Here is a 24,814-nt window from a genome sequence, read left to right as displayed (position 1 = left end):
GTGCCCTAGCGGCAGTAGGTCTTGCCGGCGTACATGCAGCAGCGCATGCCGGTGTCGGTCCACCAGCAGGGCTCGGCGCGGGCGGTGGTGGTGGGCAGGATCCGACCGAGAATCCGGTCGCCGAGGCGGTTGACTGCACGGATCATGAGGGGTCCTCCTCCGGTCGTGCCGGGGCTAGCCGGCCGGCGGGGTGTCGGGCGGCGCCTCTCGGAGGTGATCGGCGCTCGCTGCCCAGAAGCTAACCCCGGTGATCATCTCCGGCAAGGGACCGTTCCCGGCGCGGAGCGATCTTGTGGAGTGTGCGCTCAACGGCCCCCGCCGGTTGGTGGGTTTTCGCCATGGGACGGCCGTTGACCGGGCCCCGGCGACACGCTCAAGCGGCGCACCACCACGCCCAGTAGCCGGTCGCCCGGGTAGGGCCCGCGGTGGCGGGAGTCGACGCTGTCGGGGTTGTCGCCGAGGACGGCGAGCGCCCCGGCGGGCACCGTCCCGTCCGGTCCGGGGACGCCCGGGGGGAGCGGGTCGCCGGGGAGGGCGGCGACGCGCTTGACGTTCCAGGTGCGGCCGTCGGGGCCGGGCGGGCCCGGCAGGCGGGTCGCGTCCGGGGGCGGTTCGAGGACGACGACGTCCCCGCGGCGGACGCGGTGCAGGGGCCGCCGGCGGACCAGGACGCGGTCGCCGTCGTGCAGGGCGGGGGTCATGCTGGTCCCGCCGACGGTGACGACCACCAGCCGCCCGCGCGCCCATCCGAGGGCGGCCAGCGCCGCCGCGACGGCGGCGGCGACCGGCACCAGCCGTCTCCGTGAGATCGACATCCGGCTCATGGCCGACAGATCGTAGCCCGCGCGGCCGGACCGGCGCCCGCCGCGCCGGGCCCCGGTCGGGCCGCGGGGTCAGTTCGCCCAGGTGATGGGGCTGTCCTCGTAGGCGTCCTCCTCGTAGGCGGCGCCGGCGACGGACCCGCCCGCGCGCGCCGCCTGGAGCCGGCACGACCGGTACTGGGCGCCCGCGGCGGCGAAGGCGTCGTCGGGGCGGCCCCGGTCGCAGCCGGGGATCGTGCCGATGACGACGGCGCCGGTACCGCCGCCGCCGGGGCCGACGCCGGTCAGCAGCGGCGCGGAGCTGCGCGACAGGTCGGTCCCGCCGACGTTCTCCACCGTGTAGCGGATGTAGAACGGCGTCATCCCGGCGGCCTTCGCGCCGAACCGCTGCTGGAACGCGGCCTGGTCGCCGGGCTCGATCGCGGTGACCGTGATGCCGAGCATGCCGGTCGTCCCGGCCCGCTCGTACGGGACGACGGCCCGCTGGCCGATCCGCAGCTTCGTGCCCGGCGGGGTGGCCTGCGCGCTGCCCGCCGCGGGGGCGGGGTTCTGCGGGGCCGGGTTCTGGGATGCCGAGGTGGCCGGGGCGGGCTGCGCGGGCGGCGGCGCCGCGTCCGGCTCGTCGTCGGAAGAGGGGAACACGCACCCCGTGAGCAGCAGCGCGGCGCCCAGCGCCGGCACCGGGCCGATCAGTTTCCGCATGGCTTTCCCTTCGCGTTCGATCAACTTCGTGGAACCTTTTCGGCGGCGCGCCCATCTCTTCTGTATAAGCGGTACACAGAAGAGGAGGGGTCCGCGTGATGGAGACCGTCTTCGACAGTGCGGACCTGCCGCCGGCCGACCGCTTCGGCTGGTGGCGCGAGTGCCTCAGCAACACCCACGCGCCCCTGGAGATGACCAGCGCGCACGCGGACGGCTTCCGCGTGCGGCAGCGGGTGCTGCGGCTCGGCGCGGCGACCGTCTGGCCGGCGGCGTTCCAGCCGATGGTCTGCCGCCGGACGCCGCGGCTCATCCGCCGGTCGGACCCGGAGACCTTCCACCTCTCGCTCGTCCTGCGGGGGACGGCGGGGGCGTCGTGGGGGAAGAACGAGGTGACCTACGGGCCGTCCGACCTGCACGTCCAGGACAGCTCGCGCAGCTGCACGACCTGGGCGGACGGGGCCGGCACCATCAGGACCGTCGGGCTGGAGGTCCCCCGGTCCATGCTGGCGGTGCCGCCGCACCTGGCCGACCGGATGATCGGCGCCCCGCTGCCCGGCGGGTCGGGGATCGGCGGGCTGCTGTCCGGCTTCCTGGCCCGGCTCGCCTCCGACGCCGGCGCCTACCGGCCGTCGGACGCCTCACGGCTCGGGACGATCCTCCTCGACCTGGTGTCGGCGCTGTTCGCGCACACCGCCGAGGCCGAGCGCGAGCTCGTCCCGGAGTCCCGCGGGCGGACGCTCGCGCTGCGCGTCCGCGCGTTCATCGACCGGCACCTGCAGGACCCGGACCTGTCCCCGAGGTCCGTCGCGGCCGCCCACCACATCTCCGTCAGCTACCTCCACCGCGTCTTCCAGGCGGACGGCACCACCGTGGCGGGCTGGATCCGGCACCGCCGGCTGGACCGCGCCCGCCGGGATCTGGCCGATCCCGCGCTGCACGGCGTCCCGGTCGGCCAGATCGCCGCCCGCTGGGGCTTCTCCCACCCCGCGGTGTTCACCCGCGCGTTCCGCGCCGCCTACGACGTCACCCCCAGCGAGTACCGCCGGAGCGGCCCGGGACTCGATCGGGCGTAGCCGTCCGGCCGGTGTCGTCTCGATCACGGTGCCCCAGCATGGCGGCCGCGCGGGTCCCGCGGTTGATCGCGCGTGCACAGCCGCTTGACCGAGCGTCGACGGCGCGACGGCGGCGCGCGGCGTCGGTGCCCGGTGCTAGCGTCCGCACGCATGATCGATTCGGCGACGGACGAGGACGTCCTGGAAGTCCCCCGAGGGTGGCGGCGGCACGTGCATCCGCGGCGCGGCGGGTGGCCCGCGCAGCGGGTCGCGGTGGCCGCGCTGGACGAGGCGGAGCTGCGCGCGGAGCACGCGAAGGCCGTCGAGGAGGCGCTGGCGCACCCGGGAACGGATCCGGCGTTGGCCGCGGCGGGGCGCCGCCACCTGGCCGGGGACACGAGCCCGCTGGGCGCGGCCGTGGTCGCCGCCGTCCCGGAGTCGGACATCCATGCCGGCGGGATGACCGTCCGGTTCGTGGACGCGTGGGTCACGACGTACGGGCTGCCGTTCGCCGTCCACGCGTTCGTCGAGCGGTGCGACCTGGCGCCCGGCTCCTACGGCGCCGCGCACCACGGCCTGGCGGGCGAGGCGGCGGGCTTCGACGAGTACCGGCTGGCGGACGCGGCGAAGCGGCTGCGCGCGCTCCTCGCCGCGGCCCCCGGCACCGAGTACCGGGAGGCCGTCGCGGTCCTCGGCGGGCTGCGGACGTCGCCGCGGCGGCGGATGCTCGGCGCGTACCTCGCCCCGACCGAGTCGGCGTGGGTGGCCGAGTGCTGCGCCGAGCCCGACGCGCTGCCGCGGACGATGCTGCTGCGGTCCCTGGGGTCGGCCGAGCACTACGCGATGCTGGGGCCGGAGCGGCGGATCTCCGTCGCCGACTGCTACCAGATCGAGAACCTGGTGACGCTGGCGGAAGGCGCGGGCCCGGTGATCGCGCCCTACCTGGCGGAGGCGTTCGACGAGCACCACGACAGTCCGCCGCGGCGCAAGGCGCTGCTCGACGTGCTGGGGCGGCTGCCGACCGACGAGGCGTTCCGGCTGATGCTGGAGCGCTCCGGGAACCGGCACATGGGCGCCGCGCTGCGGGAGACGATGGAGCGCTACCCGGTCCGCGCGATCCGCGTCCTCGCGTCGGCCCCCGGCGCCCTGGCCGCGGAGCTGCTGGACGAGCATCTGCGCGGGCACGCGGACCTGGTGGAGCGCGTGCTGCCGGAGCTGCCGGAGGACGTCCGGAAGGTCGTCGGGACGGCGGCGGAGGACGGGGTCCCGGAGGCCGCGGCGGACGACCTGCCGCGGCTGCTGGCCGATCCGCCGTGGGCCCGCCCGAAGCCGGACCCGGTCGTCCTCGAAGGGCTGCCCCTGCCCGGTGAGCGGTCCATGGTGTGGGGCCCGGGCGAGCGCGGGGAGTGGCTGCGGACCGCGATCTTCTTCCCCTACCCCGACAGCTGGCACAAGCCGTCGAGCGAGCGCGGGTGGGGCGAGGTGGCCCAAGTTCCGCCCCCGCAGGAGCGGGCGGAGCGGTGGGACCGCTTCGCCGCGGCGTTCGCGGCGGGCGAGGTCCGGGAGGACGTGTCCTGGCTGGCCGGGCTGTTCGCGATGGGGCCGGAGGACGTGGTCCGTCCCCTGCTGCGGGACTGGACGCCGGGCAAGTGGGAGCGTCCGGGCGGCTACTGGAGCCCGGAGACCTGGCTGAGGGTGCTGATCGCCCGGTTCGACGCCGACGCGCTGCCGCTCGCGCTGCGGTTCGCCCGCGCCAAGCCGGCGCGGGGCGCGGAGCTGCTGCTGCCGTACCTGGACGGCGACGTCGCGGACGCGATGGCCGGCTGGCTGCTGCGGACGAAGTCGGCGCGCGGCGCCGTGCTCGCCTGGTTCGAGCGGCACGGGGCCGGGGCGGCGCGCCACCTCGTCCCGGTGGCGCTCGGCAGCCCCGGAAAGGCCCGGGAGGCCGCCGAGCACGCGCTGCCGTTCCTGGACCGGGAGGCGGTCGCCGAAGCCGCGCGGGACCACGGGGCGCGCGCCGTCGAAACCGTGGAGGCGCTCCTGGCCTCGGACGAACCGACCCGGCGGAAGATCCCCGCGTCGCTCGACGTGAACGCCGCGGTGCTGCCGCAGGTGCTGCTGCGGGGGCGGGAGCGCGCCCTGTCGCAGGAAGCGGTCCGGACCCTGCTCACCCTGCTGGCGATCTCCGAACCGGACGATCCGGCCCCCGGCCTCGCGGACGCGCTGGACGCCTGCGACCCCGACTCCCTCGCCGAGTTCGGCTGGGCGCTGTACAAGCACTGGGGAGAGAAGGGCGGGCGGCCCGAGCACGCCTGGCAGTTCACCGCGCTCGGACGGCTGGGCGACGACCGGACCGTGCGCACGCTCGTCCCGCTCGTCCGCGCCTGGCCGGGGAGCGGCGGCCACCACCTCGCGGTGCGCGGCCTGGACGTCATCGCCATGATCGGGAGCGAGCTCGCGCTGCGCGAGGTGCACGGCATCGCGCAGACGGTGAAGTACAAAGGGGCTGCGCAAGCACGCGCAGGAGAAGGTCGAGCAGATCGCGGCGGCGCGGGGGCTGACGGCGGAGCAGCTCGGCGACCGGCTGGTCCCCGACTTCGGGCTGGACGCGGCGGGCTCGCTCGTCCTCGACTACGGGCCGCGGCGGTTCACCGCCGGGTTCGACGCGTCGCTGCGGCCGTACGTCGTCGACGCGAGCGGGAAGGTCCGGGCGAACCTCCCGAAGCCGGGCGTCCGCGACGACGCCGAACTCGCGCCCGCGGCCCACCGCCGGTTCGCCGAGCTGAAGAAGGACGTCCGCGCGGTCGCCGGGGTGCAGCTGCGGCGGATGGAGCTCGCGATGGCGACGGGCCGCCGGTGGAGCGCGGACGAGTTCCGCGAGTTCTTCGTCGAGCACCCGCTGATGTGGCATGTCGCGCGGCGGCTGGTGTGGATGGCCGAGCACGACGGCACGGGCCGGGCGTTCCGGATCGCCGAGGACCGCACGTTCGCCGACGCCGCCGACCGCGCGTACACGCCGCCGGACGGCGCCGCGATCGGCATCGCGCACCCGGCGCGCCTCGGGCCCGCGGTGCGGAACTGGACGCGCCTGTTCGCCGACTACGAGATCGCGCAGCCGTTCCCGCAGCTCGACCGCGAGGTGCACGAGCTGACCGCGCCGGAGCGGGCCGGTGACCGGCTCGCGCGCTTCGAGGGGACGCCCGTCCCGGTCGGGAACGTGCTCCGGCTGGAGCGGCGCGGCTGGCTGCGGGGGCCGGTGAACTCCGACGGCGGGATCGAATGCCTCGTCCGCCCGGCGGGGAACGGGCGGTACGTCGTCGTCACGCTGGATCCGGGGCTGTTCGTCGGCTACGTCACCGAGTCCGGGGACCAGAAGATGGAGGCGGTGTGGATCGGCACCGACCCGGAACCGGGCTGGTCCTCGCACACGCGCCGCGAAAGGGAGCGGTGCGCGTTCGGCGAGCTCGATCCGGTGACCGCCTCGGAGGTGCTGGGCGACCTCACGGCCGTCCTGGCCTGAGGACGCGGGGACGGGGACGGGATCGGGTTTCGCGGGACGCGGGGAGGCACATCTACAACCCGTCCTTCTTCACGGAGCTCGACCCCGACGGCGTCAAGTTCGTCCTGTTCCACGAGGCGCGCCACCTGATGCACCGGCACCTCTACGTGGACGAGGAGCTGCGCGCCGACCCGGTCTTCACGCTGGCCGCGGAGGTCTCCATCAACCACGTCGCCCTGCGCCGGCTCCGCCGGTCCGGCCTGCCGAAGGCGGACGACGGGACGGCCGAGCGGCTCGGCGACGAGGTACTGCACGAGGTGGTGCGGGCGGCGCTGCGGGGCGGCGCGGCGGCGCGCGGGGAGCTGCTCGAACTGGCCGACCTGTCCCACGGCGGCGGCGAGCGGCTCGCCCACATGTGGGGCTCGCTCGGCCTGGACCGGCTGAGGGTTTCACCCGCCGCACCTTATGATCTTGGACCGATATCCCGCCGGGATCCGGGCGGAACGCCCGTCCTCAGGGGCGCAGGACCAGCCGGATCGGGTCGCCTTCCTTGCTCGCGAGGCGCTCGACGGCCTGCGGCGCGTCGGCGAGGGGCAGGACGTCGCTGACGGACTCGGCGAGGTCGAGGCGGCCCTGCTCGACGAGCCGGACGAGCTGCTCGACGTGCTCGGGTTCGGAACCGTAGTGCCCGAGCACCTGCTGCCGCAGGTAGCTGAACAGGGTGTCGTGCGCGATGGTGACGGACCGTCCGCTCAGGCCGACCAGGACGAGCCGCCCGTCCCGGCCGAGCACCCCGAGCGCCTGGTCGCGGACGGCGGAGACGCCCGCGAAGTCGAACGCGACCGCGAGCCCGCGGCCGCCGGTGGCGGCCCTGACCCGGTCGCCGAAGCCGGCGTCGCCCGGGTCGAGCGCGACGTCGGCGCCGAACCGCAGGGCGCGCTCCCGGGCCGGTTCCACGGGGTCGATCGCGATGATGGGGGCGGCGCCGAGCAGGCGCAGCAGCAGGACCGCGTGCGCGCCGAGCCCGCCGAGCCCCCAGACGCCCGCGGCCTCGCCGGGCCGCGTCCGGGCGGTGGTGCCGACGGCGGCCCACGGGGTCGAGACGGCGTCGGGGATGACGCACGCCTGCTCGAACGGCAGCGCGTCGGGGATCGGGACGACCGTCCGCTCGGCGGCGACGGCGAACTGCGCCCAGCCGCCGTCGTAGTCGACGCCGCGGGTGCGGATCGTCCCGTCGGGGTCCTCCTCGCCCGCCAGGAGGAGGACGCGCCGTCCGGGGGCGAACCGGGTCGCGCCCTCGCCGGCGGACTCGACGACGCCCGCGACCTCGTGGCCGAGCGTGACCTCGTCCCCGCCCAGGTAGAGCGGGCTGAGCGTGCCGTCGATCAGGTGCAGGTCGGACAGGCAGACGCCCGCGGCCTTGACCGCGATCCGCACCTCCCCGTGCCCCGGCTCGGGCACCGGGACCTCCTTGACGGCGAACCTCCGGGTCCGCACGTCCAGCCGTCCGGCCAGCATCTCCGCCATCTCCCCCGACCTCCGTGCGCCGCGTGCTCCGACGGGCTCGTCGTACCCACCGGCCGGACCCCGATGCGGGACGGGCCGGGCCGGGGCCTCGGGGGCGGCGCGAGGTCAGGGCGGCGGGGTCAGCATGCGGGTGACGAGCATGTGCAGGTGGGCGCGGAAGCGTTCGACGGCGGCGGTGTCGCGCGGCCCGGTCCCCCGGCCGCCCAGCCGCTGCTGGCCGTCCTGCCGGTCCGTGGAGACGAGCCCGCCGCTCAGGAACCCGTAGACGCACCACACGGTCGTCCACACCACGTGGTCGGGGTCGATGCCGGGCGGGACCAGGGGGCGGACGGTGTCGACCACCCGCGTCGCCAGCGGCCTCGTGTAGTAGTCCTCCAGGCCGGGGACGTCGGCGGCGTCGCCCATCCAGCGGTGCATCCACAGCCCGAGGATGTCGGTGCGCTCGACGTAGAAGTCCAGGTAGGAGTCCACGAGCCGCAGCACGCTCGGCATGTCGGGGGTGAAGGCGGCCAGCGCCGGCTCCAGCGCCCGCCGCTCGGCCTCGTCGGCGCGCACGAACACCGCCCGGTACAGCTCGCCCTTGCCTTCGCCGACCGCGCGGACGTCCGCGACATCGACCCCGGCGGCGTCGGCGACGAGCTGGAGGGACGTCCCGTCGTACCCCAGCTCGGCGAACAGGCGCATGGCCGTGTCGAGCAGCCGGTCTTCCTCCTCCGTCCGCATACTTCTCACTCCAGGTGATCGCTTCGGCGCGCTCGGTCCGCGGTCGGCCCGTGCCGCTAGGCCGGCGGCGGAGCGAGGAGGCGCCGCATCAGAACGTGCAGGTACGCGCGGAACCGCTCCACGGCCTCCGGGTCGCGGGGGCCCAGGCCCTGGCCGCGCAGCTGCTCCGGCATCGGCCGGCCGTCGCTGTAGACGATGCCGCCGCTGAGGAAGCCGAAGACGCACCACACGGTCGTCCACGCCAGGTGCTCGGGCTCGACGTCGGGCGGGATCAAGGGCTGCACCCGGTCCAGGAAGTCGCGCGTGGGCGACGCGCTGTACTGCGCCTCCAGTCCGGGGACGTCGGCGGCGTCGCCCATCCAGCGGTGCATCCACAGCGCGAGGATGTCGGTGCGTTCGACGTAGAAGTCCAGGTAGGCGTCGATGACGCGGAAGTAGGCGTCCAGGTCGGGGGTGAGGCTGTCCAGCGCGGGCGCCAGCGCCCGGCGCTCGGCCTCGTCGGCGTGCCGCATCACGGCCCGGTACAGCTCCGCCTTGCCGTCGCCGACGGCCTCGCGGACGTCCGCGAGGCCCACCCCGGCGGCGTCCGCGACGAGCTGGAGGGACGTCCCGTCGTACCCCAGCTCGGCGAACAGGCGCATGGCCGTGTCGAGCAGCCCGTCCAGCTCAAGTCGTTCCACGGATATCACTTTACGTGATCAGTCGGTGACGTGACGCACGGCGTCCGTTGGACGCTCCCGCTACCGCGGGCGGCCCCGGTCGCGGTCCGCGGGCGGCGCGGTGAGCCCGGCGGTGACGAACGCGATCACGGTGCGGGTCTCGGGGAGGGGCGCGGCGGGCGCGTCGGCGGGCGCGACCGCGCGCCCGTAGATCTCCAGGAGCAGCGTGAACGCCAGCCGCCACCGGTCGGCGACCTCCCGGACGGTCAGGTCCGGGAGCGCGCGGCCGAGCATCACCTCGAACGGCGCCTGCCCGAACCACGGGGAGCTGGCGGGCAGCCGCGACGCGGCCAGCACCGACCGGGCCAGCAGATGGCAGAGCATGCGGCCCTTGCCGGTGCGGACCAGCTCCTCGAACGGCTCGACGATCGCGGCGACGAGGTCCGCGACGGCGAACGGGGCGCCGCCGTCCTCGCTCGCGGCGGACCGCTCGGCGATGCCCTCCAGCCGCTCCCCCCACAGCGGCAGCAGCTCCCGCTCCAGGAGCGCGGTGACGAGGCCCTCCCGGGAGCCGAAGTGGTAGTGGACGGCGCCGGGGTTCAGCCCCGCCTCGGCGTTGATCGCCCGGACGGACACCTGGTCGGCGTCCTTGGCGAGGAACAGCCGCTCGGCGGCGTCGAGCAGCCGGTCGCGGGTGGAGGTCGGGGCAGGGGCCATGCGGACATTGCACCACACCTGCTGCAATCACAAATCAATCAGTGATTGAATAGTGTGAGCGATTTGACCGACCGTGAGGAGATCGGGCATGGGAACCTTCGCCGTCACCGGAACCGCGTCGGGCATGGGCGCCGCCACCCGGGACGTCCTGGTCAAGGCCGGGCACACCGTCATCGGCGTCGACCTGCGCGACGCGGACGTCATCGCCGACCTCGGCACCGCGCAGGGCCGCGCGTCGGCCGTCGCGGAAGTCCTGGAGCGCAGCGGCGGCACCCTCGACGGCGCCGCGGCCATCGCGGGCGTCGGGCCCGACATGCCGGACTCCGCCGCCGTGATGTCGATCAACTACTTCGGGCCCGTCGCCGTGCTGGACGGCCTGCGCCCCGCCCTCGCCCGCTCCGGCGCGGGCCGCGCCGTCGTCATCGCGTCGAACTCCGCGACGACCGTCCCGATGATCGACGACGCGCTCGTCGGGCACGCCCTCGCGGGCGACGAGGACGCCGCCCGCGCGCGGGCCGAGGAGGCCGCGCGGGAGGTGCCGGCGGAGCTCGCCGAACTCGCGCCGCCGTCGATCGTCGCGTACGCGTCCTCGAAGTTCGCGCTGGCCCGCTGGGTGCGCCGCACCGCCGTCGTCCCCGAGTGGGCGCGGCAGGGCGTGCTGCTCAACGCCATCGCGCCCGGCGCCGTGCTGACCCCGCTGATGACCGGCTCGACCGGCGCCGACGCCGACTTCGACCCCGACCGGTTCCCCACCCCGATGCCGCTCGGGATCTTCGGCGAGCCCGAGGACATCGCGTTCTGGGTCCACCAGTTCCTCAAGCCCGAGGCCCGCTTCACCACCGGCGCCGTCCTGTTCGTGGACGGCGGGACCGACGCGGCGATGCGCCCCGACGCGCAGCCGACCGCGTGGCAACTCTGACCGTGCAGCTCTGACCGTGCAGCTCTGACCGCCTGGAGGCGCACATGACCACCCCGGACATCTTCGAGCCCGCCCGGCTGGGCCCGCTGACCCTGCGCAACCGCACGATCAAGGCTGCGACCTTCGAGGGCATGACGAAGGGCGCCCTCGTCACCGACGACCTCGTCGGGTTCCACCGCGCGCACGCGGCCGGCGGCGTGGCGATGACGACCGTCGCGTACTGCGCGGTCGCGCCCGACGGGCGCACCGAGTACGACCAGATCCACTGGCGCCCCGAGGCGCTGCCCGGCCTGCGCCGCCTCACCGACGCCGTGCACGCCGAGGGCGCCGCCGCGTCCGCCCAGATCGGGCACGCCGGACCCGTCGCGAACGGCCGCTCCAACGGCGTGCCGTCGATCGCGCCGAGCAGGTCGTTCAACCCCATGTCGATGCGGATGACGCGCGCGGCGACCCGCGCCGACATCGAGCGCGTCACCCGCGCCCACGCGGACGCCGCCCTGATGGCGATCGAGGCCGGGTTCGACGCCGTGGAGATCCACCTCGGGCACAACTACTTCGCCAGCTCGTTCCTCTCCCCGAAGCTCAACAAGCGGACGGACGAGTACGGCGGCTCGCTCGCGAACCGCGCGAAGGTCGCGCTCGGCGCGGCCCGCGCCGTCCGCGAGGCCGTCGGCGACCGCATCGCGATCCTCGCCAAGCTGAACATGGACGACGGCGTGCCCGGCGGGTTCTGGCTCGACGAGAGCCTCCAGGTCGCGACGTGGCTCCAGCAGGAGGGCACCGTCGACGCCCTCGAACTCACCGCGGGCAGCTCGCTGCTCAACCCGATGTACCTGTTCCGCGGGGACGCCCCGGTGCGCGAGTTCGCCGACACGTTCACGCAGCCGCTGAAGCTCGGCGTCCGGCTCGCGGGCGAGAAGTTCATCCGCGCGTATCCGTACGAGGAGGCGTTCCTGCTCGACAGCGCCCGCCAGTTCCGCGCGGCGCTCGACCTGCCGCTCGTCCTGCTCGGCGGCGTCACCGAGCGCGCCACGATGGACCTCGCGATGGCGGAGGGCTTCCAGTTCGTCGCGATGGGCCGTGCCCTGCTGCGCGAGCCCGACCTGATCAACCGCATCCAGGCCGACGCGTCGACGAAGTCGCTGTGCATCCACTGCAACAAGTGCATGCCGACGATCTTCAGCGGCACGCACTGCGTGCTGGCGTGAGCGGCGGCGCCGGGCCCCGCCGGGGCCCGGCGCCGGCACGTCAGCCCGCGGCGGTCGGGACCGTCACGGTCGCCGCGTCCACCGTGATCCAGCCTGCGGCGCGCTGCTGGTTGAACACCGCGCTGTTCGGGATGATCTGGAGCTTCAGCTCCGAGCCGGGACGCAGCCGCCACACGACGTCCTCCAGGTCGATCGTCAGCCGCCGCGCGGTGCCGTCCAGCGTGACCGGCACCGGGGTCACCATCCCGTTGACGACCTGCGGGATGCCCTCGCCGAGCGGCGGGATCACCGACGCGGGCAGGTCGCCCGGCACCGGGACGCTCGCGTCGACCAGCTGCGCGTAGACGGACGTCTTCGCGTTCGTCGCCCGGCCCTTGTACCGCATCGTCAGCTTCGGCGCCCCGACCAGCACCCCGCCGTCCGGCGCGTCGACCGGGACCTCGATCGCGTTGCGCGAGTACCCGCCGGTGAACATGGCGCCGGAGTTGTCGGCCGGGCTGAACAGCGTCGTGCCCTCGCCCGACCCGCGGGCCGGCTTCGCCGCCGGGGGCGGGAACGCCGCGGCGGAGTGCCGGGCGCCGGTGTTGTCCGGGTACGTGAACTCCGGGCCCGTCCGGACGCTCCGGTCGCCGCGCAGGTACCGCTGGAACCACGCGAGCGTCGCCTCGCGGTCGACGGACGCGTCGTGCTCGGCGTCCATGCAGTTCGCGTGGCCGCCGCACGTCCACACCATCTTCACCGGGGCGCCGTTCGCCTTGACCTTCCGGTACCCCGCGACGGCGTGGCTCACCGGGAACAGGGTGTCGGTGACGCCCTGGACGAACAGCGTCGGGATGTCGATGTTCTTCATCAGGAAGTCGGGGCCGTGCTCCCGCATCCACTGCTCGTCCGGCTTCGTGACCGTCCCGGTCGCCAGCGCGCGCAGGCAGATCGACGAGACCCGCGGGTGGAACCGGTTGCCGTTCTGGAGGCCCGCCGAGCACAGCCCGAACGCCCACCCGGCCTTGATCGTCCGGTTGGGGTACAGGGCGTCGTTCAGCGAGTGGTACGTGTAGCCGGGGACGATCACGTCCACGCGGTCGTCCATCCCGGCCGTCACGAGCTGGATCGCGCCGCCGTAGCTGCCGCCCGCCATGCCGAGCCGCGGGTCGCCCCGCCCGTCCAGCTTCGCCTCGGGCTGCCGCGCGATCCAGTCGATCAGCTTCCGCACGTCGCGGCCCTCGGCCTGCGGGTGGTCGATCTGCACCGCCCCGCCGGACCCGAACCCGCGCGGGTTCCAGGTGACCACGTTGTACCCGGCGTCCAGCAGGTAGCCCAGCTCGCCCGACTCGGGGTCGGTCGCGCCGCGCCCGCCGAACCCCGACCCCAGCAGGACGGACTCCGCGCGCTCGCCCTTCGCCAGCCCGGGCGCCGGGAAGAAGTTCGTGACGATCTTCGTGCCGTCGAACGACGCGACCTCGACCGTGCGCCGCCCGGACGCCTCGTCGGCGGCGGCGGGCGGGGCCGCGAAGGCGGCCGGCAGCAGAACGGTTCCGGCCGCCAGGGCCGCGATCTTGGAGCGCATGCCGGAAACCTAATGAAATTCAGGTTTCGCGTCCAGACACGAAACCATCTCATTTCCGGGCCTGCAGTACGGTCGGGCCCGTGACGACCCAACGCAAGCCGCGCGGCCCGTACCGCAAGGGCGTCCGGCGACGGGAGCAGATCCTCGACACCGCGCTCGAGGTGTTCGCCCGCCGGGGCGACGCGTCCCTCCAGGAGATCGCCGACCGCGTCGGCCTGTCGCAGGCCGGGGTCCTGCACTACTTCGGCTCCCGCGAGGAGCTCCTCCTCGCCGTCCTGCGCCGCCGCGACACCCTCGACCTCGCGGCCTGCGCCGAGTCCGGCGGCCCCGGCGAGGCCGTCGCCCGGACCGTCCGGCACAACATGGACCAGCCGGGCCTCGTCCGGCTGTTCGTCGCGCTGTCGTCCGCCGCGACCGACCCGTCCCACCCCGCGCACGGCTTCTTCGCCGACCGCTACCGCGACCTCACCGCCACGATCGCCCGCGGCCTGGAGTCGGGCCGCCGGGCCGGCACCGTCCGCGCCGACGAGGACGCCGAGCACCTGGCCCGCCTCCTCGTGGCCGTCTCCGACGGCCTCCAGCTCCAGTGGCTCCTCGACCCGTCGGTCGACATGGCGGCCCTCATCGAGACCTTCGACCGCCTCTGCACACCCCCACCCACCGAATGACCGCCGGGCGACGGGCGTCCGGAATCACTCCGGTTCGGCGTCCCCGAGTTGCCGCGGGTCGCGGAGGGTGGTTTTGAAGTGGGGGCATTCGACGAGCGGGGTGTGGGTGCAGGTCGATGCGTGGTGGAGGCTGTCGCGCATGCGGGTGAGGCGGGCGATGTCTTCCTCCAGGGCCCGGGCCTTGTCGGCCATGCGGGCGCGCAAAGCGTCGTCGCCGGGCGTCGCCCGCAGGAAGCCGGCGATCTCGGCGATGGTGAACCCCGCGCTCCGGGCGCAGGAGATGAGGGCGAGGCGGTCGAGGACGTCCGGCCGGTAGATCCGCCGCAGCCCGTTGCGTCCCGCCGGGGAGATCAGCTCGCGCCTCTCGTAGAACCGCAGCGCCGACGCCGTCAGCCCGGACCGTTCGGCCACCTCGGAAATGTCCAGCAGCGTCCCGCCCATCGCTCCTCCTTGACTTGAACCGCGGTTCAAGTTACAGGCTGGCCGCCATGCAGATCCACCACCTCAACTGCGGGTCCGTCCGGCAGATCGAAGCCACCTACCGGGGCCCGGCTCCCGCACACGCCGTCAACCACTGCCTGCTGGTCGAGACGGACTCCGACGGGCTGGTCCTCGTCGAGACCGGCCTGGGCCTGGACGACGTGCGCGACCCCGCCGGCACCCTCGGCGCCGACTGGGTCCAGCTGGCGGAGCCGGTACTGGACGAGCGGGAGACCGCCATACGGCAGATCGCGGGGCTGGGCTACTCGCCCGACGACGTGCGCCACATCATCGTCACCCACCTGGACGTCGACCACTGCGGCGGCCTGCCCGACTTTCCCGCCGCCCGCGTCCACGTCCTGGCGGCCGAACTCGACGCGGCCGCCCGCCAGGCGCCGAGCTTCCGGTACCGCCCGGCCCACTGGGCACACGACCCGGACTGGGTCGCCTACGCCACCGACTCGGGCCCCGACTGGTTCGGTTTCGTCTCCCTGCGGCCCGAGGGGCTCGGCCCGGAATTCCGTCTCGTCCCGCTCGGCGGCCACACCGCCGGCCACACCGGGGTCGCCGTGCACGACGGCGACCGCTGGCTCCTGCACTGCGGGGACGCCTACTACTACCACCGGGAACTCGACCCCGACCCGCACCCGCACCCGGTTCTGGACCTCGTGCAGACCAGTTCGGAGACCCACCGCGACCTCAGGCTCGGCACCCAGGCCCGGCTCCGCGAACTCCTCCGCCGGCACGGCGACCAGGTCGAGGTCTTCAGCGCCCACGACCCCTGGGAACTCGACCGCTACCGCACCCCGGCCCCGTAGGCGGGGGCGTGCCCGCGCGCGGGGCGGGCCTGCCGCGGCCGGTCAGGCGCGCTGGAGGTGGAGGGCGGCGGCGCCGGCCAGGTAGGCCGCCAGGGTCCACGCCGGCAGGGCCGCGGGGGCGCCGCAGCCATCGGCCGCCCCGGTCGTGCAGGAGGAGGACGGCGCCCGCCTGGGCGGCCGCCAGGCAGAGCAGGGCGAGGGTCGGCGGGGCCGTGTTCTGGACGGCCGCGCCCGGCTCGGCGACCATGCTGACCGGGTACGGGCCGGCCGTGGTGAGCAGGACGAGGCCGCAGAGCCCGGCGAGGAGCAGGAGCCGCCCCGCGGGCGCGCGCAGCCGCCCGTCGTGCCAGGCGAAGCCGAGCTGGTGGACGGCGAGCCACATCAGGAGGTAGTTGGCCGTGCCGCCGTGGGGGACGTCCGCCCACAGCCGGGCGGCGTCGCCGAGGGCCACCAGGACGGCCAGGACGACCGGGACGGCGAGGCCCCAGCGGCGGTGCAGGGCGTGCATCGGCGGGGTGAGCGCGATCATCGGCAGGTAGGCGGCGAGGAACCAGAGCGCACATCGGGCATCGCTCACCGGTGCATGCCCGCGCGGTGGGCGGGCGAATCAGGGGATGCGGGCGGCGGCGCAGTACATCGAGACGTCCTCGACGCTGGGGCGGTGCCGCGGCGGGAGGTCGGGGCGCCACTCGACGACGTTGGTGACGCCGGGGTCGACGAGGTCGAGGCCGTCGAAGAAGCGGGTGAACTCGGCGCGGGTGCGGAGGCTGAACGGGACGCCGCTGAGGCGGTTCGTCTCCACGGCCTCCTCGTACTGGTCGGGCGTGAGGTGGTCGCCGGTGGCGTGCGTGATGACGACGTGGCTGCCGGGCGGGAGGGCGCCGACGAGCCGCGCGACGAGCCCGTACGGGTCCTCGTCGTCGGAGACGAAGTGCATGATCGCGACGAGCATCAGCGCGACGGGACGGGTGAGGTCGAGGGTCGCGGCGAGTTCGGGGGCGGCGAGGATCTTCTCCGGCTCGCGCAGGTCCGCGTCGATGTAGGCGGTGCGGCCCTCCGGCGAGCTGGTCAGCAGGGCGCGCGCGTGGACCAGGACGACGGGGTCGTTGTCGACGTAGACGATGCGGGACGCCGGGTCGATCGCCTGGGCGACCTCGTGGACGTTCCCGGCCGACGGCAGCCCGGTGCCGATGTCGAGGAACTGGGTGATCCCGGCGTCGCGGGCGAGGTACCGGACGGCGCGGGCCATGAACTTGCGGTTCTCGCGGGCGGCGAGGGCGACGGTGGGGAAGCCGGACGCGACCGTCTCGGCGGATTCGCGGTCGACCGCGAAATTGTCCTTGCCGCCCAGCCAGTAGTTGTAGCGGCGCGAAGGGTGAGCCTTCGTCGGATCGATCCCCGGTGGAACCGGTTCCATGGGCGCCTCCCGCATGTTTTGGCTTACTTTATTGCGTCCGCCCGCATGACCGGGACGCGGGCGGGCCGGAGTTGTCGTGAATTGGTGGCGGGCGTCCCCCGGAACAGGCAGGATCGCTTCCGCAGCGCGCCGCCGAACCGGGAGAACATCGCCGTGGAGACCTTCTACAGTCCGTTCGACTTCACGATCCAGGACGACCCTTACCCGGTGTACGCGCGGTTGCGCGAAGAGTCGCCGGTCTACCGGAATGACAAGGACGATTTCTGGGCCCTGTCCCGGCATGAGGACGTCATTGCGGCGCTGAAGGACACGAATCGTTTCTCCAGTGTCAACGGACTGCGGCTGGAGCCCGCTTTCTGGGGTCCGGACGCGGAGAAGTTCTTCTCGTTCGTCGCGATGGACCCGCCGCGGCACACCCGGATGCGCGGGCTGGTGTCGCGGGCGTTCACGGCGCGGCGCGTCATGGAGCTGGAGCCGCGGATCCGGGAGATCGCCCGGGAGTGCGTCCGCCCGTACGTCGAGGGCGACGCGTTCGACATGATGACGGACTTCGCGGCGCGGTTCCCGATGGACGTGATCTCCGAGCTGGTGGGCGTCCCGGAGGCGGACCGCGCGAAGGTCCGCGACCTCGGCATGGCGATCATGTACCGGGAGGAGGAGGGCGACGACCTGCCGCCGGAGGCGCTGCAGGCGATCGGCGCGCTCGTCGGGTACTACACCGAGCTGACGGTCGAGCGGAGCCGGGAGCGCCGGGGCGACCTGCTGTCGGGGCTGCTCGACGCGGCGGACGGGGCCGACCGGCTCACCCCCGAGGAGATCGTCGGGGTGCTGATCCTGCTGGTGGGCGCGGGCATCGAGACGACGATGCTGCTGCTCGGCAACGCGTGGCACGCGGCGTGGCTGCACCCGGAGGCGCGGGCGGCGGCGTTCGGCGGGCGGATCCCCGACTGGATCGAGGAGACGCTGCGCTGGGATCCGCCGACGCAGGCGATCGCCCGGACGACGACCGAGGCGGTCGAGCTGCACGGCGCGACGATCCCCGCGGACGCGCGGATCCTGCTGCTCACCGGCTCCGCGAACCGCGACCCGCGGGTGTTCGACGACCCCGACCGGTTCGACCTCGACCGCGACACGGGCGCGTCCCTCGCGTTCGGCAACGGCCGCCACCACTGCCTGGGCGCGAACCTCGGACGGCTGGAGGCCCGGATCGCGCTGGAGGAGATCACCGGGCTCGTCGCCGACTACGAGATCGACGAGGCGAACGCGAAGCGCGTCCGCTCGTCCAACGACCGGGGGTTCGCGGCGCTGCCGTCCCGCATCACCCGCCGCCGCTGACGCGGCCGGGGCCGGGAGGCGGGGCCGGGAGGCGCGGCGCCGGAAGCGGTCCGGAAGCGGTTTCGTGCTTTCGGCGCAAGCCGGCGCACCGGTCTGCTGGTGCCGTCACGATCCCGGCCTTCAGGAGGTCCAGATGGACGACCGGCGGCAGAACGACCTGGCGGCGCGGCTGCTCGCCGTCTCGGCGGCGGGCGCGCCCCCGCTGACGGTGTCCGGCGAGACGGGCGCGGCGCGGACGGTGGCGGACCGCGTCCGGGACGCGCGGGCGGCGGCCCCCGCGCCGCGGCGCGGCTCCTGCCGCAGCCCGTGGAACAGCTGGAGCGACTGACCGGTCGCGCCCGTCCGCGAGGCCGGGGGTCTCGCCGGCCCACGCCCGCGCGCGTGCCGACTCCCGGCTTCGCGGGGGCGCCGCGGCCCGAGGGCCGCGCGCCCCCGCACCGACCGAGAACGGTGGTCGTCCATGCTCCTTCCCGGGCTCACCCTGCACATCGCCTCCGACCTGTTCACCCCCGCCGACCTCACGATCAGTCCGGGCGTCCGGCCGCTGCCGGACGCGCCGGGCGCCCCGGCCGAGGGGGCCGCGCGCACGGCGCGCCCCGGCCGGCGCCCCCTGACCGCGCGGGAGTCCGCGCTCCTCCGGCCGGACGCCGCGGCCCCCGGCGCCGCGCCGCACGAGCGGCTCACGGTGTTCGACGTCGGCGCCGCGACGCTCGACGCGTGCCGCGCGGAGGTGCTGCCGCTGCTCGCCGGGGACGACCGGGACGCGCTGGCGGCGGCCGTCCGCACGGCCCGCGACCGCGCCGTGGACGCGCTCGTCCGCCGCACCGGGTACGCGTGCGACCGGGTGCGGACGGCCGACGCGGTCGTGCACGCGCCCGGACGGCTCTCCACCGCGTTCAACTTCGACGAGAGGGTCTACATGGGCCTGCACCTCGACGACCAGCAGGGGTACCCGCTGGACGAACGGGACCGCTCGTTCCTGCTGGCGTCCGTCAACATCGGCTTCCGCGAGCGGTACCTCCACTTCGTGAACCTGCGGGTGCCCGGCCTCATAGCGATGGTCGAGAACGCGGGGCGGCCGGTGCCGGAGACGGCGCGCGCGCTGAAGGACGCCTTCTTCGACGCGTGCCCGGACTACCCGGTGATCCGGGTGAAGCTGCGCCCCGGGCAGGCGTACCTGCTGAACACCCAGGGCGTCCTGCACGACGGCGCGACGAACCAGCGGGGCATGCCGGACGTGTCGCTGCTGATGTCGAACGACCTGTCGGCGGCCGTCCGATGACCCGGGTCCGGCAGCTCGTCATGCAGGCCACGGGCTTCTGCAACATCGACTGCGCGTACTGCTACCTCCCGGACCGGTCGGCGCGGACGCTGATGGCGCCCGAGGTCGTGGCGGCCACGGCCCGCGCCCTCGCGGCGTCCGGACGGCTCGGCGACGAGCTGGAGGTGCGCTGGCACGCGGGCGAGCCGCTCACCGCGCCGCGCGCCTTCTACGCGTCGGCGACGCGGACGCTGCGGTCGGCGCTCGGCACCCGCCTCCGGTTCTCCCTCCAGACGAACGCGCTGCTGATCGACGACGCGTGGTGCGAGTTCTTCGCGCGCGAAGGCGTACGGGTGGGGGTGAGCCTGGACGGGCCCGCGACCGTCCACGACGCGTACCGGCGCACGCGGGCGGGCGGGGGCACGCACGCGCGGGCGATGAAGGGCGTCGCGCGCCTCGCCGGCGCCGGGATCCCGTTCGACGTCATCTCGGTGGTCACCCCGGCCACGCTGGCCCACCGGGACGAGTACCTGGAGTTCATGGCGGCGTTGCGGCCCCGGTCGCTCGGGCTGAACCCGGAGGAGACCGAGGGCGGCAACGTGTCGACGCTGCACGGCACGGCCGGGTTCCGGTCCGGGTACCGCGACTTCCTGCGCGCGGTGGCGGACTGGTCGGACCGGACGGGCGTGCGGGTGCGGGAGCTCGCGACCATGCGGGAGCACGTCCTGCTGCACGACCTGCCCGTCCGGAACACGCAGTGCGAGCCGTACGCGATCCTGACGGTCTCGGCGGGCGGCGACGTCGCGTCGTTCTCGCCCGAGCTGCTGGGCTGGCGGAGCCCCGCGCACGGCGACTTCGTGCTCGGCAACGTGCTGGAGGACGGCTTCGCCCTCGACCGCGTCCGGCCGGGCTTCGCGCGGCTCGCGGCCGAGGTGGCGCGGGGCCGCCGCGCCTGCGAGCGCGCGTGCGAGTACTTCGCCCTGTGCGGCGGCGGCGCGCCCGCGAACAAGTGGGCCGAGCACGGCACGTTCGCCTGCGCGGAGACCGCCTTCTGCACCCTCGCGATCAAGGCCGTCGCCGACGTCGTCCTCGACACCCTCGAACGCACCGGACCCCCAGGATGACGGCGGCGGGGGTGACAGTGCGCGGGTGGTGCGCGGTGCCGGAGGCGCGGATCGGGGCGCTCGTCCGGTCGGGGCGGGCCGCGGAGCTGACGCGCGCGGACGGGCGGTTCGTGGCCGCCGTCGCCGGCGGCGACCGGGTGACGCTGGTCGCCGGACGGTCGGGCGCGGTCGTCCACGTGTACGACACGGGCGGGACGCTCGCGCACGGCGGGTGCGTCGACGACGCCCTGGCCGCGGCCGGACGGGGCCTGCGGTGGAACGCCGAGGCCGTCGCGGACTACCTCCGGTTCGGGCACCTGCTGGGCGACGCGTCGCTCGACGCGGGGCTGCGGACGGTCCCGCCGGGCGCGGTCGTCACGCTGACGCGGGGCGGGCACCGCGTCGAGGTCCCGGACCCGCCGCCCCCGCCGGAACCGTCGCCGGACGCGGCCGTGGACGCGCTGTGCGGCGCGGTGGCGCGGGCGGCCGGGACGGGCGGGGCCGCGCTGTCGATGTCGGGCGGGCTGGACGCGCGGCTGCTGCTCGCCGCGCTGCTGGCGGGCGGGCACCGGCCGCGGCTGCTGGTCGCCGGGGTGCCCGGGTCGTTCGACCGGGAGGTCGCGACGGGGATCGCCCGGGACCTCGGGCTGCCGCACACGGTCCGGGCGGTCGGGGCCGCGGCGGTCGAGGCGGGCGCGGACCGGATCGCGCGGCCGACGAGCGGGCTGCTGCCCGTCACGAACTGGGCGGGGATGGCGCACCTGGCCGAGGACCCGCCGGACGCGCCCGTCCTGATCGGCTACCACGGCGAGTACGCCCGCCCGTACCACCTGCCCGCGCGGGGACGGTCGGCGCTGCGGGCGGCGCGCCGCCCCGCGCGCGGCGCGGTGGAGCTGCTCGCGCGCCGCTTCCCCGACCCGTTCCGGGCGGACGAGCGCGCCCGGCTCGTCCCGGAGCTGCGCGCGGCCCTCGCGCCGGAGGCGGTGCGGGCGCGGCTCGCGGCGGTCCTGCCGGGGCACGGGACGCTGGGCGCGGCGGCGGGCGAGTTCTTCCGCGCCCAGTACGGCCACCACAAGATCGGCGCGAACCTCGCCGCGCTCGGCGGCGGTACCGACCACGCCGCGCTCGGCGGCGCGGCGTGGCGGGTGCCGCTGCTCGACCCGGGGTGGGCGGACGCGGTCGCCGCGCTGCCGTACCGGTGGCGGCTCGGCGACCGCTGGCACCGGTACGCGATCGGCCGGCTGTGCCCGCGGCTGCTCGACCATCCCGAGGAGGGATACGGGCGCCGCACGGCGCGGCGCCCCCCGGCGCGGTACTGGACCGGGGGCCCGCGCCCGCCGTCCGGGCCCTTCTACGTCGACCGGGCGCTGTTCGCCGCGGGGCCGGTTCCGGACGCGGCGGCGCGGCGCGCCGGGCACGGGCTGGACGGGCTGCTCGACCCGGCGCTCGCGGCGGCGCTGGTCGCGGGCGGCGCCGACCGGCGCGACCGCCCGCACCTGTGCTTCGCCCTCGACGCGCTCGCCCGGTGGTGCCGCGGCCACCGCGGCTGACATCGGCCGGTGCACTGACTTCGATCATGCCCTTTCGTTAGCCTTGTCTCCCGACGGGCGGGCAGGGGGCATGGCGGCCGGAATGAGCGGAACGAGCGGGATCCGGCTGACCCTCCTCGGCCGGACGGTCGTCGAGGCGGGCGGCCGCCGGGTGCGGCCCGCGCCGCTGACCGCGGCCGTCCTGATCCGGCTGGCCGTCGCGGGCGACGAGTCCGTCACCGTGGACGAGCTGTACCGCGACGTGTGGGACCCCGGGGCGCGGACCGTCCGCCGGGAGGAACGGGTCAGCGTGCAGAAGCGCATCCTGGAGCTGCGGCGCCTCCTCGATCCCGGCCGTCCCGGCGAGACGTCCACGGTGCTGCGCACCGAACGCGGCCGCGTCTCCGCCTACCGGCTGCACCTCGAACCCGCGCAGGTCGACGTGCTGGAGTTCCACGAGCTGGTGCGGCGCGCGCAGCACAGCGACACGGCGACCGCCGCGGAGCTGCTGGCCCGCGCGGTGTCGCTGTGGGGCGGGCGCCCGCTGTTCGACGCCGAGGACCGCGCGTTCGCGGCGGAGCCGATCCGCCGCCTGCACGCCTGGTACGGGTCGGCGCGCCGCGACCTCGTCGACGTCTACACCGACCTCGGCCGGCCCCGCGCCGCCCTCGACGTCGCGCTGCCGCTCGCCGCCGAACGCCCCGGCGACGCCGACCTCGCCGCGGCCGTCGCGGCGCTGCGGGCACGGGTGCGGGCCCGCACCGCCGGGCTGCTGCGCCGCGAGTTCACCGCGCCGCCGGCGTCGGTGGCCGTCACGTCCGGCGACCTGTTCGCCGAGGAGGACGCGCACCTCGTCGCCGGGTTCACCGACACCTTCGACACCGCCACCGACGGCGACCTCGTCATCAGCGCGGCGAGCGTCCAGGGGCAGCTCCTGCACCGGCTCTACGGCGGCGACCGGGCGCGCCTCGACCGCGACCTGCGCGCCGCGCTGCACGGCCGCGCGCCCGTCGCGGTCGAGCGGCGCGCCGACAAGCGGCACGGCAAGCTGGCGCGCTACCCGCTCGGGACGGTCGCGCCGCTGCGGCGGAACGGGCGGCTGGTGTTCGCGGTCGCCTACGCGCGGATGGGCAACGACCTCGTCGCCCGGTCCGGCCCGGCGGAGCTGCGGGCGGCGCTGCGCCGCCTGTGGGCGGCGGTCGAGACGCACGGGCAGCGGCGCCCCGTCGCGCTGGCGCTGCCCGGCACCGGGCTCTCCCGCGTCGACCGCCCCTACGACGAGCTGTTCGCCGCCCTCGTCGACTCGTTCCTGGAGGCGTCCCGGCACGGCCCGGTCGCGGCGCAGCTCCGCGTCGTGGTGCCGCCCGGCGACGTGGAGCGGTACCCGGTCGAGCGGATGGCGGCGTACCTGCACGCGCTCCCGGACCGGCCGCACGACCCCGTCGCCGAGGCGGGCCCGCGCGAGAGGAAGTGACGCCCATGACGTCCCGAGCACGGCGGAAGGCCGGCATGGTGCTGGACGAGCTGACCGGGCGGCGGCTGGCGCCCGGCGACTGGACGCGCGTCGCCGCGCTCCTCGACGACCTCGGCCGGGCGCTCGGCGGCACCGACCCCGACCCGGTCCTGCGGGCCGCCGCCGCCCTGGCCGCCGCGTCGCAGCCGCGCGTCACCCGGATCGGCGGCGGCGACACCGCCGTCCCGTGCCCGCCCGACGTGCGCGAACGCGCGAACGTCCTCGTCCACGAGCTGTCCCGGTGGGACGGCGGCGCGCCCGCCGCCGACCGCACGGGACCGGACGGCGCGGTGGCGCCGTGACCGGCGGGCCGCGGGCCGAACTGGTCGTCCACCTGTTCGCGCCCGCCGAGGGGCCCCGCGCCCCGCACGCCCACCGCGCGCTGCGCGACCTGTGGGAGGGCGCCCGGCACCTGTTCCGCATGCACGACCCGATTCCCGGCACCGGCCTCCCCCGCGACCTGCCCGACCCGGCGTCCGGCGGCGACGGCCCGCTCGCCGCGCAGGAGAACCCCGACGACGACTACCAGGCCGTCTACCGCCGCCACCACGACGCGTTCGTCCTGTCCGCGGCGCTGGCGCCCCGGCACGGCGCCGCCGGCCCGGACGGCGGCGGCGGGTGGCGCGACCTCGACCGGTGGTGGAGCGCGCTCGCCGCGGGCCGCACCGCGGACCTGCTCGGCGAGGCCCGCGCCTACCTCGCGACCGGCCCCGGCCTCGCCGCGCCGTCCGACGCCGACGCGGCCCGGCTCGTCCCGCTCCTGCCGGACGGGCCGCGGCGGCCCCGCGGCCCCGGCGCCGCCGTCCGGGAACGCGTCGGGGTCTGGGACGTCTCCGCGGGCGACGACGACCGCGCCCGCCGCGACCTGCTGATCGTCGCGGACGCCGCCGACGAGGCCGAGCTGAGCGCGCTCGCCTGGTCGGCCGGGCACCCGGCCGTCCCGCCCCTCGGCCGGTACCTGCTGCACGCCGCGAAGCTCCGGTACGAGCTGCGGGTGTGGAACCGCGACGGGGACGTCCGCGGGCTGCTCGCGGCCGTCGCGGACGGGACGGCCCCGGCGGCGCGGGCCCGCGCGGCGGTCGCCGAGCTGCGGGCGCTGCGCCGCACGGTGGAGATCGCGGACGCCAACATGGGCCGCGCGCTCGACGACCCCGGGGCGTTCGCCGCCGGCCCGTTCGCCGACGACCGCGACCTGGCGCGCTGGCTGCTGGAGGCGCTCGACGACGCGTCCGGCTACCTGGAGGCCGCCGCCGACCGCGCCGCCGCGCTCCCGGCCCCGGCCCCGGACGCCGCCCCGCC

The 24,814-nt window shown here is 75.6% G+C and carries 26 protein-coding genes; 15 read left to right on the top strand and 11 right to left on the bottom strand.

Annotated elements, in window-relative coordinates; all coding sequences use genetic code 11:
* Positions 1–5: 5 nt before the first annotated feature.
* From DMH08_RS41075 to DMH08_RS20040, 3 genes are all read right to left on the bottom strand, one after another.
* A complete protein-coding gene (locus DMH08_RS41075) occupies positions 6–146 on the bottom strand; it encodes a hypothetical protein (RefSeq protein WP_169528792.1) in 141 nt (46 codons plus the stop codon).
* A gap of 159 nt (positions 147–305) precedes the next feature.
* Entirely contained in the window at positions 306–815 is a 510-nt protein-coding gene (locus tag DMH08_RS20045) for a S26 family signal peptidase (RefSeq protein ID WP_084549864.1), read from the bottom strand.
* A 78-nt stretch (positions 816–893) separates the two neighbouring features.
* Positions 894–1,523: a hypothetical protein gene (locus DMH08_RS20040; RefSeq protein WP_125616880.1), complete on the bottom strand. Its 630-nt coding sequence runs from the start codon at positions 1,521–1,523 to the stop codon at positions 894–896.
* Positions 1,524–1,621: 98 nt separating this feature from the next.
* Here DMH08_RS20040 and DMH08_RS20035 point away from each other — a divergent pair, with 98 nt between their 5' ends.
* The 3 genes from DMH08_RS20035 to DMH08_RS20025 all read left to right on the top strand — a co-directional run bounded on the left by DMH08_RS20035 (position 1,622) and on the right by DMH08_RS20025 (position 6,682).
* Complete coding sequence (locus DMH08_RS20035) at positions 1,622–2,596, top strand: helix-turn-helix domain-containing protein (protein WP_125616907.1); 975 nt, start codon at positions 1,622–1,624, stop codon at positions 2,594–2,596.
* A 2,485-nt stretch (positions 2,597–5,081) separates the two neighbouring features.
* The gene (locus tag DMH08_RS41740; RefSeq protein WP_125616877.1) at positions 5,082–6,095 is read left to right on the top strand and encodes a DUF4132 domain-containing protein; all 1,014 of its coding nucleotides are present in this window, start codon (positions 5,082–5,084) and stop codon (positions 6,093–6,095) included.
* A complete protein-coding gene (locus DMH08_RS20025; RefSeq protein ID WP_233617701.1) occupies positions 6,023–6,682 on the top strand; it encodes a DUF2201 family putative metallopeptidase in 660 nt (219 codons plus the stop codon). Before DMH08_RS41740 ends, DMH08_RS20025 begins: the two co-directional genes overlap by 73 nt.
* On the opposite strand, the gene DMH08_RS20020 is transcribed toward DMH08_RS20025, so the two are convergent.
* The 4 genes from DMH08_RS20020 to DMH08_RS20005 all read right to left on the bottom strand — a co-directional run bounded on the left by DMH08_RS20020 (position 6,588) and on the right by DMH08_RS20005 (position 9,700).
* Positions 6,588–7,601, bottom strand: coding sequence for a zinc-binding dehydrogenase (locus DMH08_RS20020; protein ID WP_125616873.1), 1,014 nt, complete (start codon positions 7,599–7,601; stop codon positions 6,588–6,590). The genes DMH08_RS20025 and DMH08_RS20020 overlap by 95 nt on opposite strands.
* A gap of 105 nt (positions 7,602–7,706) precedes the next feature.
* Positions 7,707–8,324, bottom strand: a complete 618-nt coding sequence (locus tag DMH08_RS20015) for a TetR/AcrR family transcriptional regulator (protein ID WP_125616870.1) — start codon at positions 8,322–8,324, stop codon at positions 7,707–7,709.
* A gap of 56 nt (positions 8,325–8,380) precedes the next feature.
* Positions 8,381–9,004, bottom strand: coding sequence for a TetR/AcrR family transcriptional regulator (locus DMH08_RS20010; protein WP_233617700.1), 624 nt, complete (start codon positions 9,002–9,004; stop codon positions 8,381–8,383).
* Between the two features lie 60 nt (positions 9,005–9,064).
* Positions 9,065–9,700 carry a TetR/AcrR family transcriptional regulator gene (locus tag DMH08_RS20005; protein ID WP_125616867.1) on the bottom strand — a complete coding sequence of 212 codons (636 nt, stop codon included), beginning with the start codon at positions 9,698–9,700 and terminating at the stop codon, positions 9,065–9,067.
* Between the two features lie 88 nt (positions 9,701–9,788).
* Here DMH08_RS20005 and DMH08_RS20000 point away from each other — a divergent pair, with 88 nt between their 5' ends.
* Positions 9,789–10,619 (top strand): SDR family oxidoreductase, encoded by an 831-nt coding sequence (locus tag DMH08_RS20000; RefSeq protein WP_125616864.1) that lies wholly within the window; start codon positions 9,789–9,791, stop codon positions 10,617–10,619.
* A gap of 44 nt (positions 10,620–10,663) precedes the next feature.
* The gene (locus DMH08_RS19995) at positions 10,664–11,827 is read left to right on the top strand and encodes an NADH:flavin oxidoreductase (RefSeq protein WP_125616862.1); all 1,164 of its coding nucleotides are present in this window, start codon (positions 10,664–10,666) and stop codon (positions 11,825–11,827) included.
* A 40-nt stretch (positions 11,828–11,867) separates the two neighbouring features.
* Here the strand turns inward: DMH08_RS19995 and DMH08_RS19990 are convergent, their stop codons facing one another.
* Entirely contained in the window at positions 11,868–13,391 is a 1,524-nt protein-coding gene (locus tag DMH08_RS19990; protein ID WP_125616859.1) for a CocE/NonD family hydrolase, read from the bottom strand.
* An 80-nt stretch (positions 13,392–13,471) separates the two neighbouring features.
* Here DMH08_RS19990 and DMH08_RS19985 point away from each other — a divergent pair, with 80 nt between their 5' ends.
* Positions 13,472–14,059 carry a TetR/AcrR family transcriptional regulator gene (locus DMH08_RS19985; protein WP_026400862.1) on the top strand — a complete coding sequence of 196 codons (588 nt, stop codon included), beginning with the start codon at positions 13,472–13,474 and terminating at the stop codon, positions 14,057–14,059.
* A 24-nt stretch (positions 14,060–14,083) separates the two neighbouring features.
* Here the strand turns inward: DMH08_RS19985 and DMH08_RS19980 are convergent, their stop codons facing one another.
* A complete protein-coding gene (locus DMH08_RS19980) occupies positions 14,084–14,500 on the bottom strand; it encodes a MerR family transcriptional regulator (protein WP_026400863.1) in 417 nt (138 codons plus the stop codon).
* A gap of 47 nt (positions 14,501–14,547) precedes the next feature.
* Here DMH08_RS19980 and DMH08_RS19975 point away from each other — a divergent pair, with 47 nt between their 5' ends.
* The gene (locus tag DMH08_RS19975; RefSeq protein WP_034516508.1) at positions 14,548–15,357 is read left to right on the top strand and encodes an MBL fold metallo-hydrolase; all 810 of its coding nucleotides are present in this window, start codon (positions 14,548–14,550) and stop codon (positions 15,355–15,357) included.
* Here the strand turns inward: DMH08_RS19975 and DMH08_RS19970 are convergent.
* Together DMH08_RS19970 and DMH08_RS19965 are read right to left on the bottom strand one after the other, a co-directional pair.
* A complete protein-coding gene (locus tag DMH08_RS19970) occupies positions 15,305–15,934 on the bottom strand; it encodes a hypothetical protein (RefSeq protein WP_125616855.1) in 630 nt (209 codons plus the stop codon). The genes DMH08_RS19975 and DMH08_RS19970 overlap by 53 nt on opposite strands.
* Positions 15,935–15,964: 30 nt before the next feature.
* The gene (locus tag DMH08_RS19965; RefSeq protein WP_199747905.1) at positions 15,965–16,774 is read right to left on the bottom strand and encodes an SAM-dependent methyltransferase; all 810 of its coding nucleotides are present in this window, start codon (positions 16,772–16,774) and stop codon (positions 15,965–15,967) included.
* 153 nt (positions 16,775–16,927) lie between these two features.
* Here DMH08_RS19965 and DMH08_RS19960 point away from each other — a divergent pair, with 153 nt between their 5' ends.
* From DMH08_RS19960 to DMH08_RS19925, 8 genes are all read left to right on the top strand, one after another.
* The gene (locus DMH08_RS19960; protein WP_199747904.1) at positions 16,928–18,109 is read left to right on the top strand and encodes a cytochrome P450; all 1,182 of its coding nucleotides are present in this window, start codon (positions 16,928–16,930) and stop codon (positions 18,107–18,109) included.
* A 133-nt stretch (positions 18,110–18,242) separates the two neighbouring features.
* Positions 18,243–18,437 carry a hypothetical protein gene (locus DMH08_RS19955; protein WP_125616846.1) on the top strand — a complete coding sequence of 65 codons (195 nt, stop codon included), beginning with the start codon at positions 18,243–18,245 and terminating at the stop codon, positions 18,435–18,437.
* 132 nt (positions 18,438–18,569) lie between these two features.
* Complete coding sequence (locus DMH08_RS19950) at positions 18,570–19,391, top strand: hypothetical protein (RefSeq protein WP_125616844.1); 822 nt, start codon at positions 18,570–18,572, stop codon at positions 19,389–19,391.
* Positions 19,388–20,494, top strand: a complete 1,107-nt coding sequence (gene grrM, locus DMH08_RS19945; RefSeq protein WP_125616841.1) for a cyclophane-forming radical SAM/SPASM peptide maturase GrrM/OscB — start codon at positions 19,388–19,390, stop codon at positions 20,492–20,494. The genes DMH08_RS19950 and grrM overlap by 4 nt, the downstream gene beginning before the upstream one ends.
* Before the next feature lie 11 nt (positions 20,495–20,505).
* Positions 20,506–22,023: a hypothetical protein gene (locus tag DMH08_RS19940; protein WP_125616838.1), complete on the top strand. Its 1,518-nt coding sequence runs from the start codon at positions 20,506–20,508 to the stop codon at positions 22,021–22,023.
* A gap of 82 nt (positions 22,024–22,105) precedes the next feature.
* A complete protein-coding gene (locus DMH08_RS19935) occupies positions 22,106–23,476 on the top strand; it encodes a macro domain-containing protein (protein ID WP_158642352.1) in 1,371 nt (456 codons plus the stop codon).
* A gap of 5 nt (positions 23,477–23,481) precedes the next feature.
* Positions 23,482–23,817, top strand: coding sequence for a CATRA system-associated protein (locus tag DMH08_RS19930; RefSeq protein WP_125616832.1), 336 nt, complete (start codon positions 23,482–23,484; stop codon positions 23,815–23,817).
* Positions 23,814–24,814: CATRA conflict system CASPASE/TPR repeat-associated protein (locus DMH08_RS19925; protein ID WP_199747903.1), on the top strand; the 1,001-nt coding region annotated here is incomplete at its 3' end. The genes DMH08_RS19930 and DMH08_RS19925, both read left to right, overlap by 4 nt.

Source organism: Actinomadura sp. WAC 06369 (assembly GCF_003947565.1).
GTDB lineage: Bacteria > Actinomycetota > Actinomycetes > Streptosporangiales > Streptosporangiaceae > Spirillospora > Spirillospora rifamycini.
The sequence above is the reverse complement of the archived record's forward strand: the minus strand, read 5'-3'. Positions and strand labels throughout refer to the sequence as shown.

Excerpts from the sequence above, each read along its gene's own strand:
- DMH08_RS41075 (WP_169528792.1), bottom strand. The coding sequence starts at position 146 with ATGATCCGTGCAGTCAACCGCCTCGGCGACCGGATTCTCGGTCGGATC.
- DMH08_RS20045 (WP_084549864.1), bottom strand. The coding sequence starts at position 815 with ATGTCGATCTCACGGAGACGGCTGGTGCCGGTCGCCGCCGCCGTCGCG.
- DMH08_RS20040 (WP_125616880.1), bottom strand. The coding sequence starts at position 1,523 with ATGCGGAAACTGATCGGCCCGGTGCCGGCGCTGGGCGCCGCGCTGCTG.
- DMH08_RS20035 (WP_125616907.1), top strand. The coding sequence starts at position 1,622 with ATGGAGACCGTCTTCGACAGTGCGGACCTGCCGCCGGCCGACCGCTTC.
- DMH08_RS20020 (WP_125616873.1), bottom strand. The coding sequence starts at position 7,601 with ATGGCGGAGATGCTGGCCGGACGGCTGGACGTGCGGACCCGGAGGTTC.
- DMH08_RS20015 (WP_125616870.1), bottom strand. The coding sequence starts at position 8,324 with ATGCGGACGGAGGAGGAAGACCGGCTGCTCGACACGGCCATGCGCCTG.
- DMH08_RS20005 (WP_125616867.1), bottom strand. The coding sequence starts at position 9,700 with ATGGCCCCTGCCCCGACCTCCACCCGCGACCGGCTGCTCGACGCCGCC.
- DMH08_RS20000 (WP_125616864.1), top strand. The coding sequence starts at position 9,789 with ATGGGAACCTTCGCCGTCACCGGAACCGCGTCGGGCATGGGCGCCGCC.
- DMH08_RS19995 (WP_125616862.1), top strand. The coding sequence starts at position 10,664 with ATGACCACCCCGGACATCTTCGAGCCCGCCCGGCTGGGCCCGCTGACC.
- DMH08_RS19990 (WP_125616859.1), bottom strand. The coding sequence starts at position 13,391 with ATGCGCTCCAAGATCGCGGCCCTGGCGGCCGGAACCGTTCTGCTGCCG.
- DMH08_RS19980 (WP_026400863.1), bottom strand. The coding sequence starts at position 14,500 with ATGGGCGGGACGCTGCTGGACATTTCCGAGGTGGCCGAACGGTCCGGG.
- DMH08_RS19975 (WP_034516508.1), top strand. The coding sequence starts at position 14,548 with ATGCAGATCCACCACCTCAACTGCGGGTCCGTCCGGCAGATCGAAGCC.
- DMH08_RS19965 (WP_199747905.1), bottom strand. The coding sequence starts at position 16,774 with ATGGAACCGGTTCCACCGGGGATCGATCCGACGAAGGCTCACCCTTCG.
- DMH08_RS19955 (WP_125616846.1), top strand. The coding sequence starts at position 18,243 with ATGGACGACCGGCGGCAGAACGACCTGGCGGCGCGGCTGCTCGCCGTC.
- DMH08_RS19950 (WP_125616844.1), top strand. The coding sequence starts at position 18,570 with ATGCTCCTTCCCGGGCTCACCCTGCACATCGCCTCCGACCTGTTCACC.
- grrM (WP_125616841.1), top strand. The coding sequence starts at position 19,388 with ATGACCCGGGTCCGGCAGCTCGTCATGCAGGCCACGGGCTTCTGCAAC.
- DMH08_RS19935 (WP_158642352.1), top strand. The coding sequence starts at position 22,106 with ATGAGCGGAACGAGCGGGATCCGGCTGACCCTCCTCGGCCGGACGGTC.
- DMH08_RS19930 (WP_125616832.1), top strand. The coding sequence starts at position 23,482 with ATGACGTCCCGAGCACGGCGGAAGGCCGGCATGGTGCTGGACGAGCTG.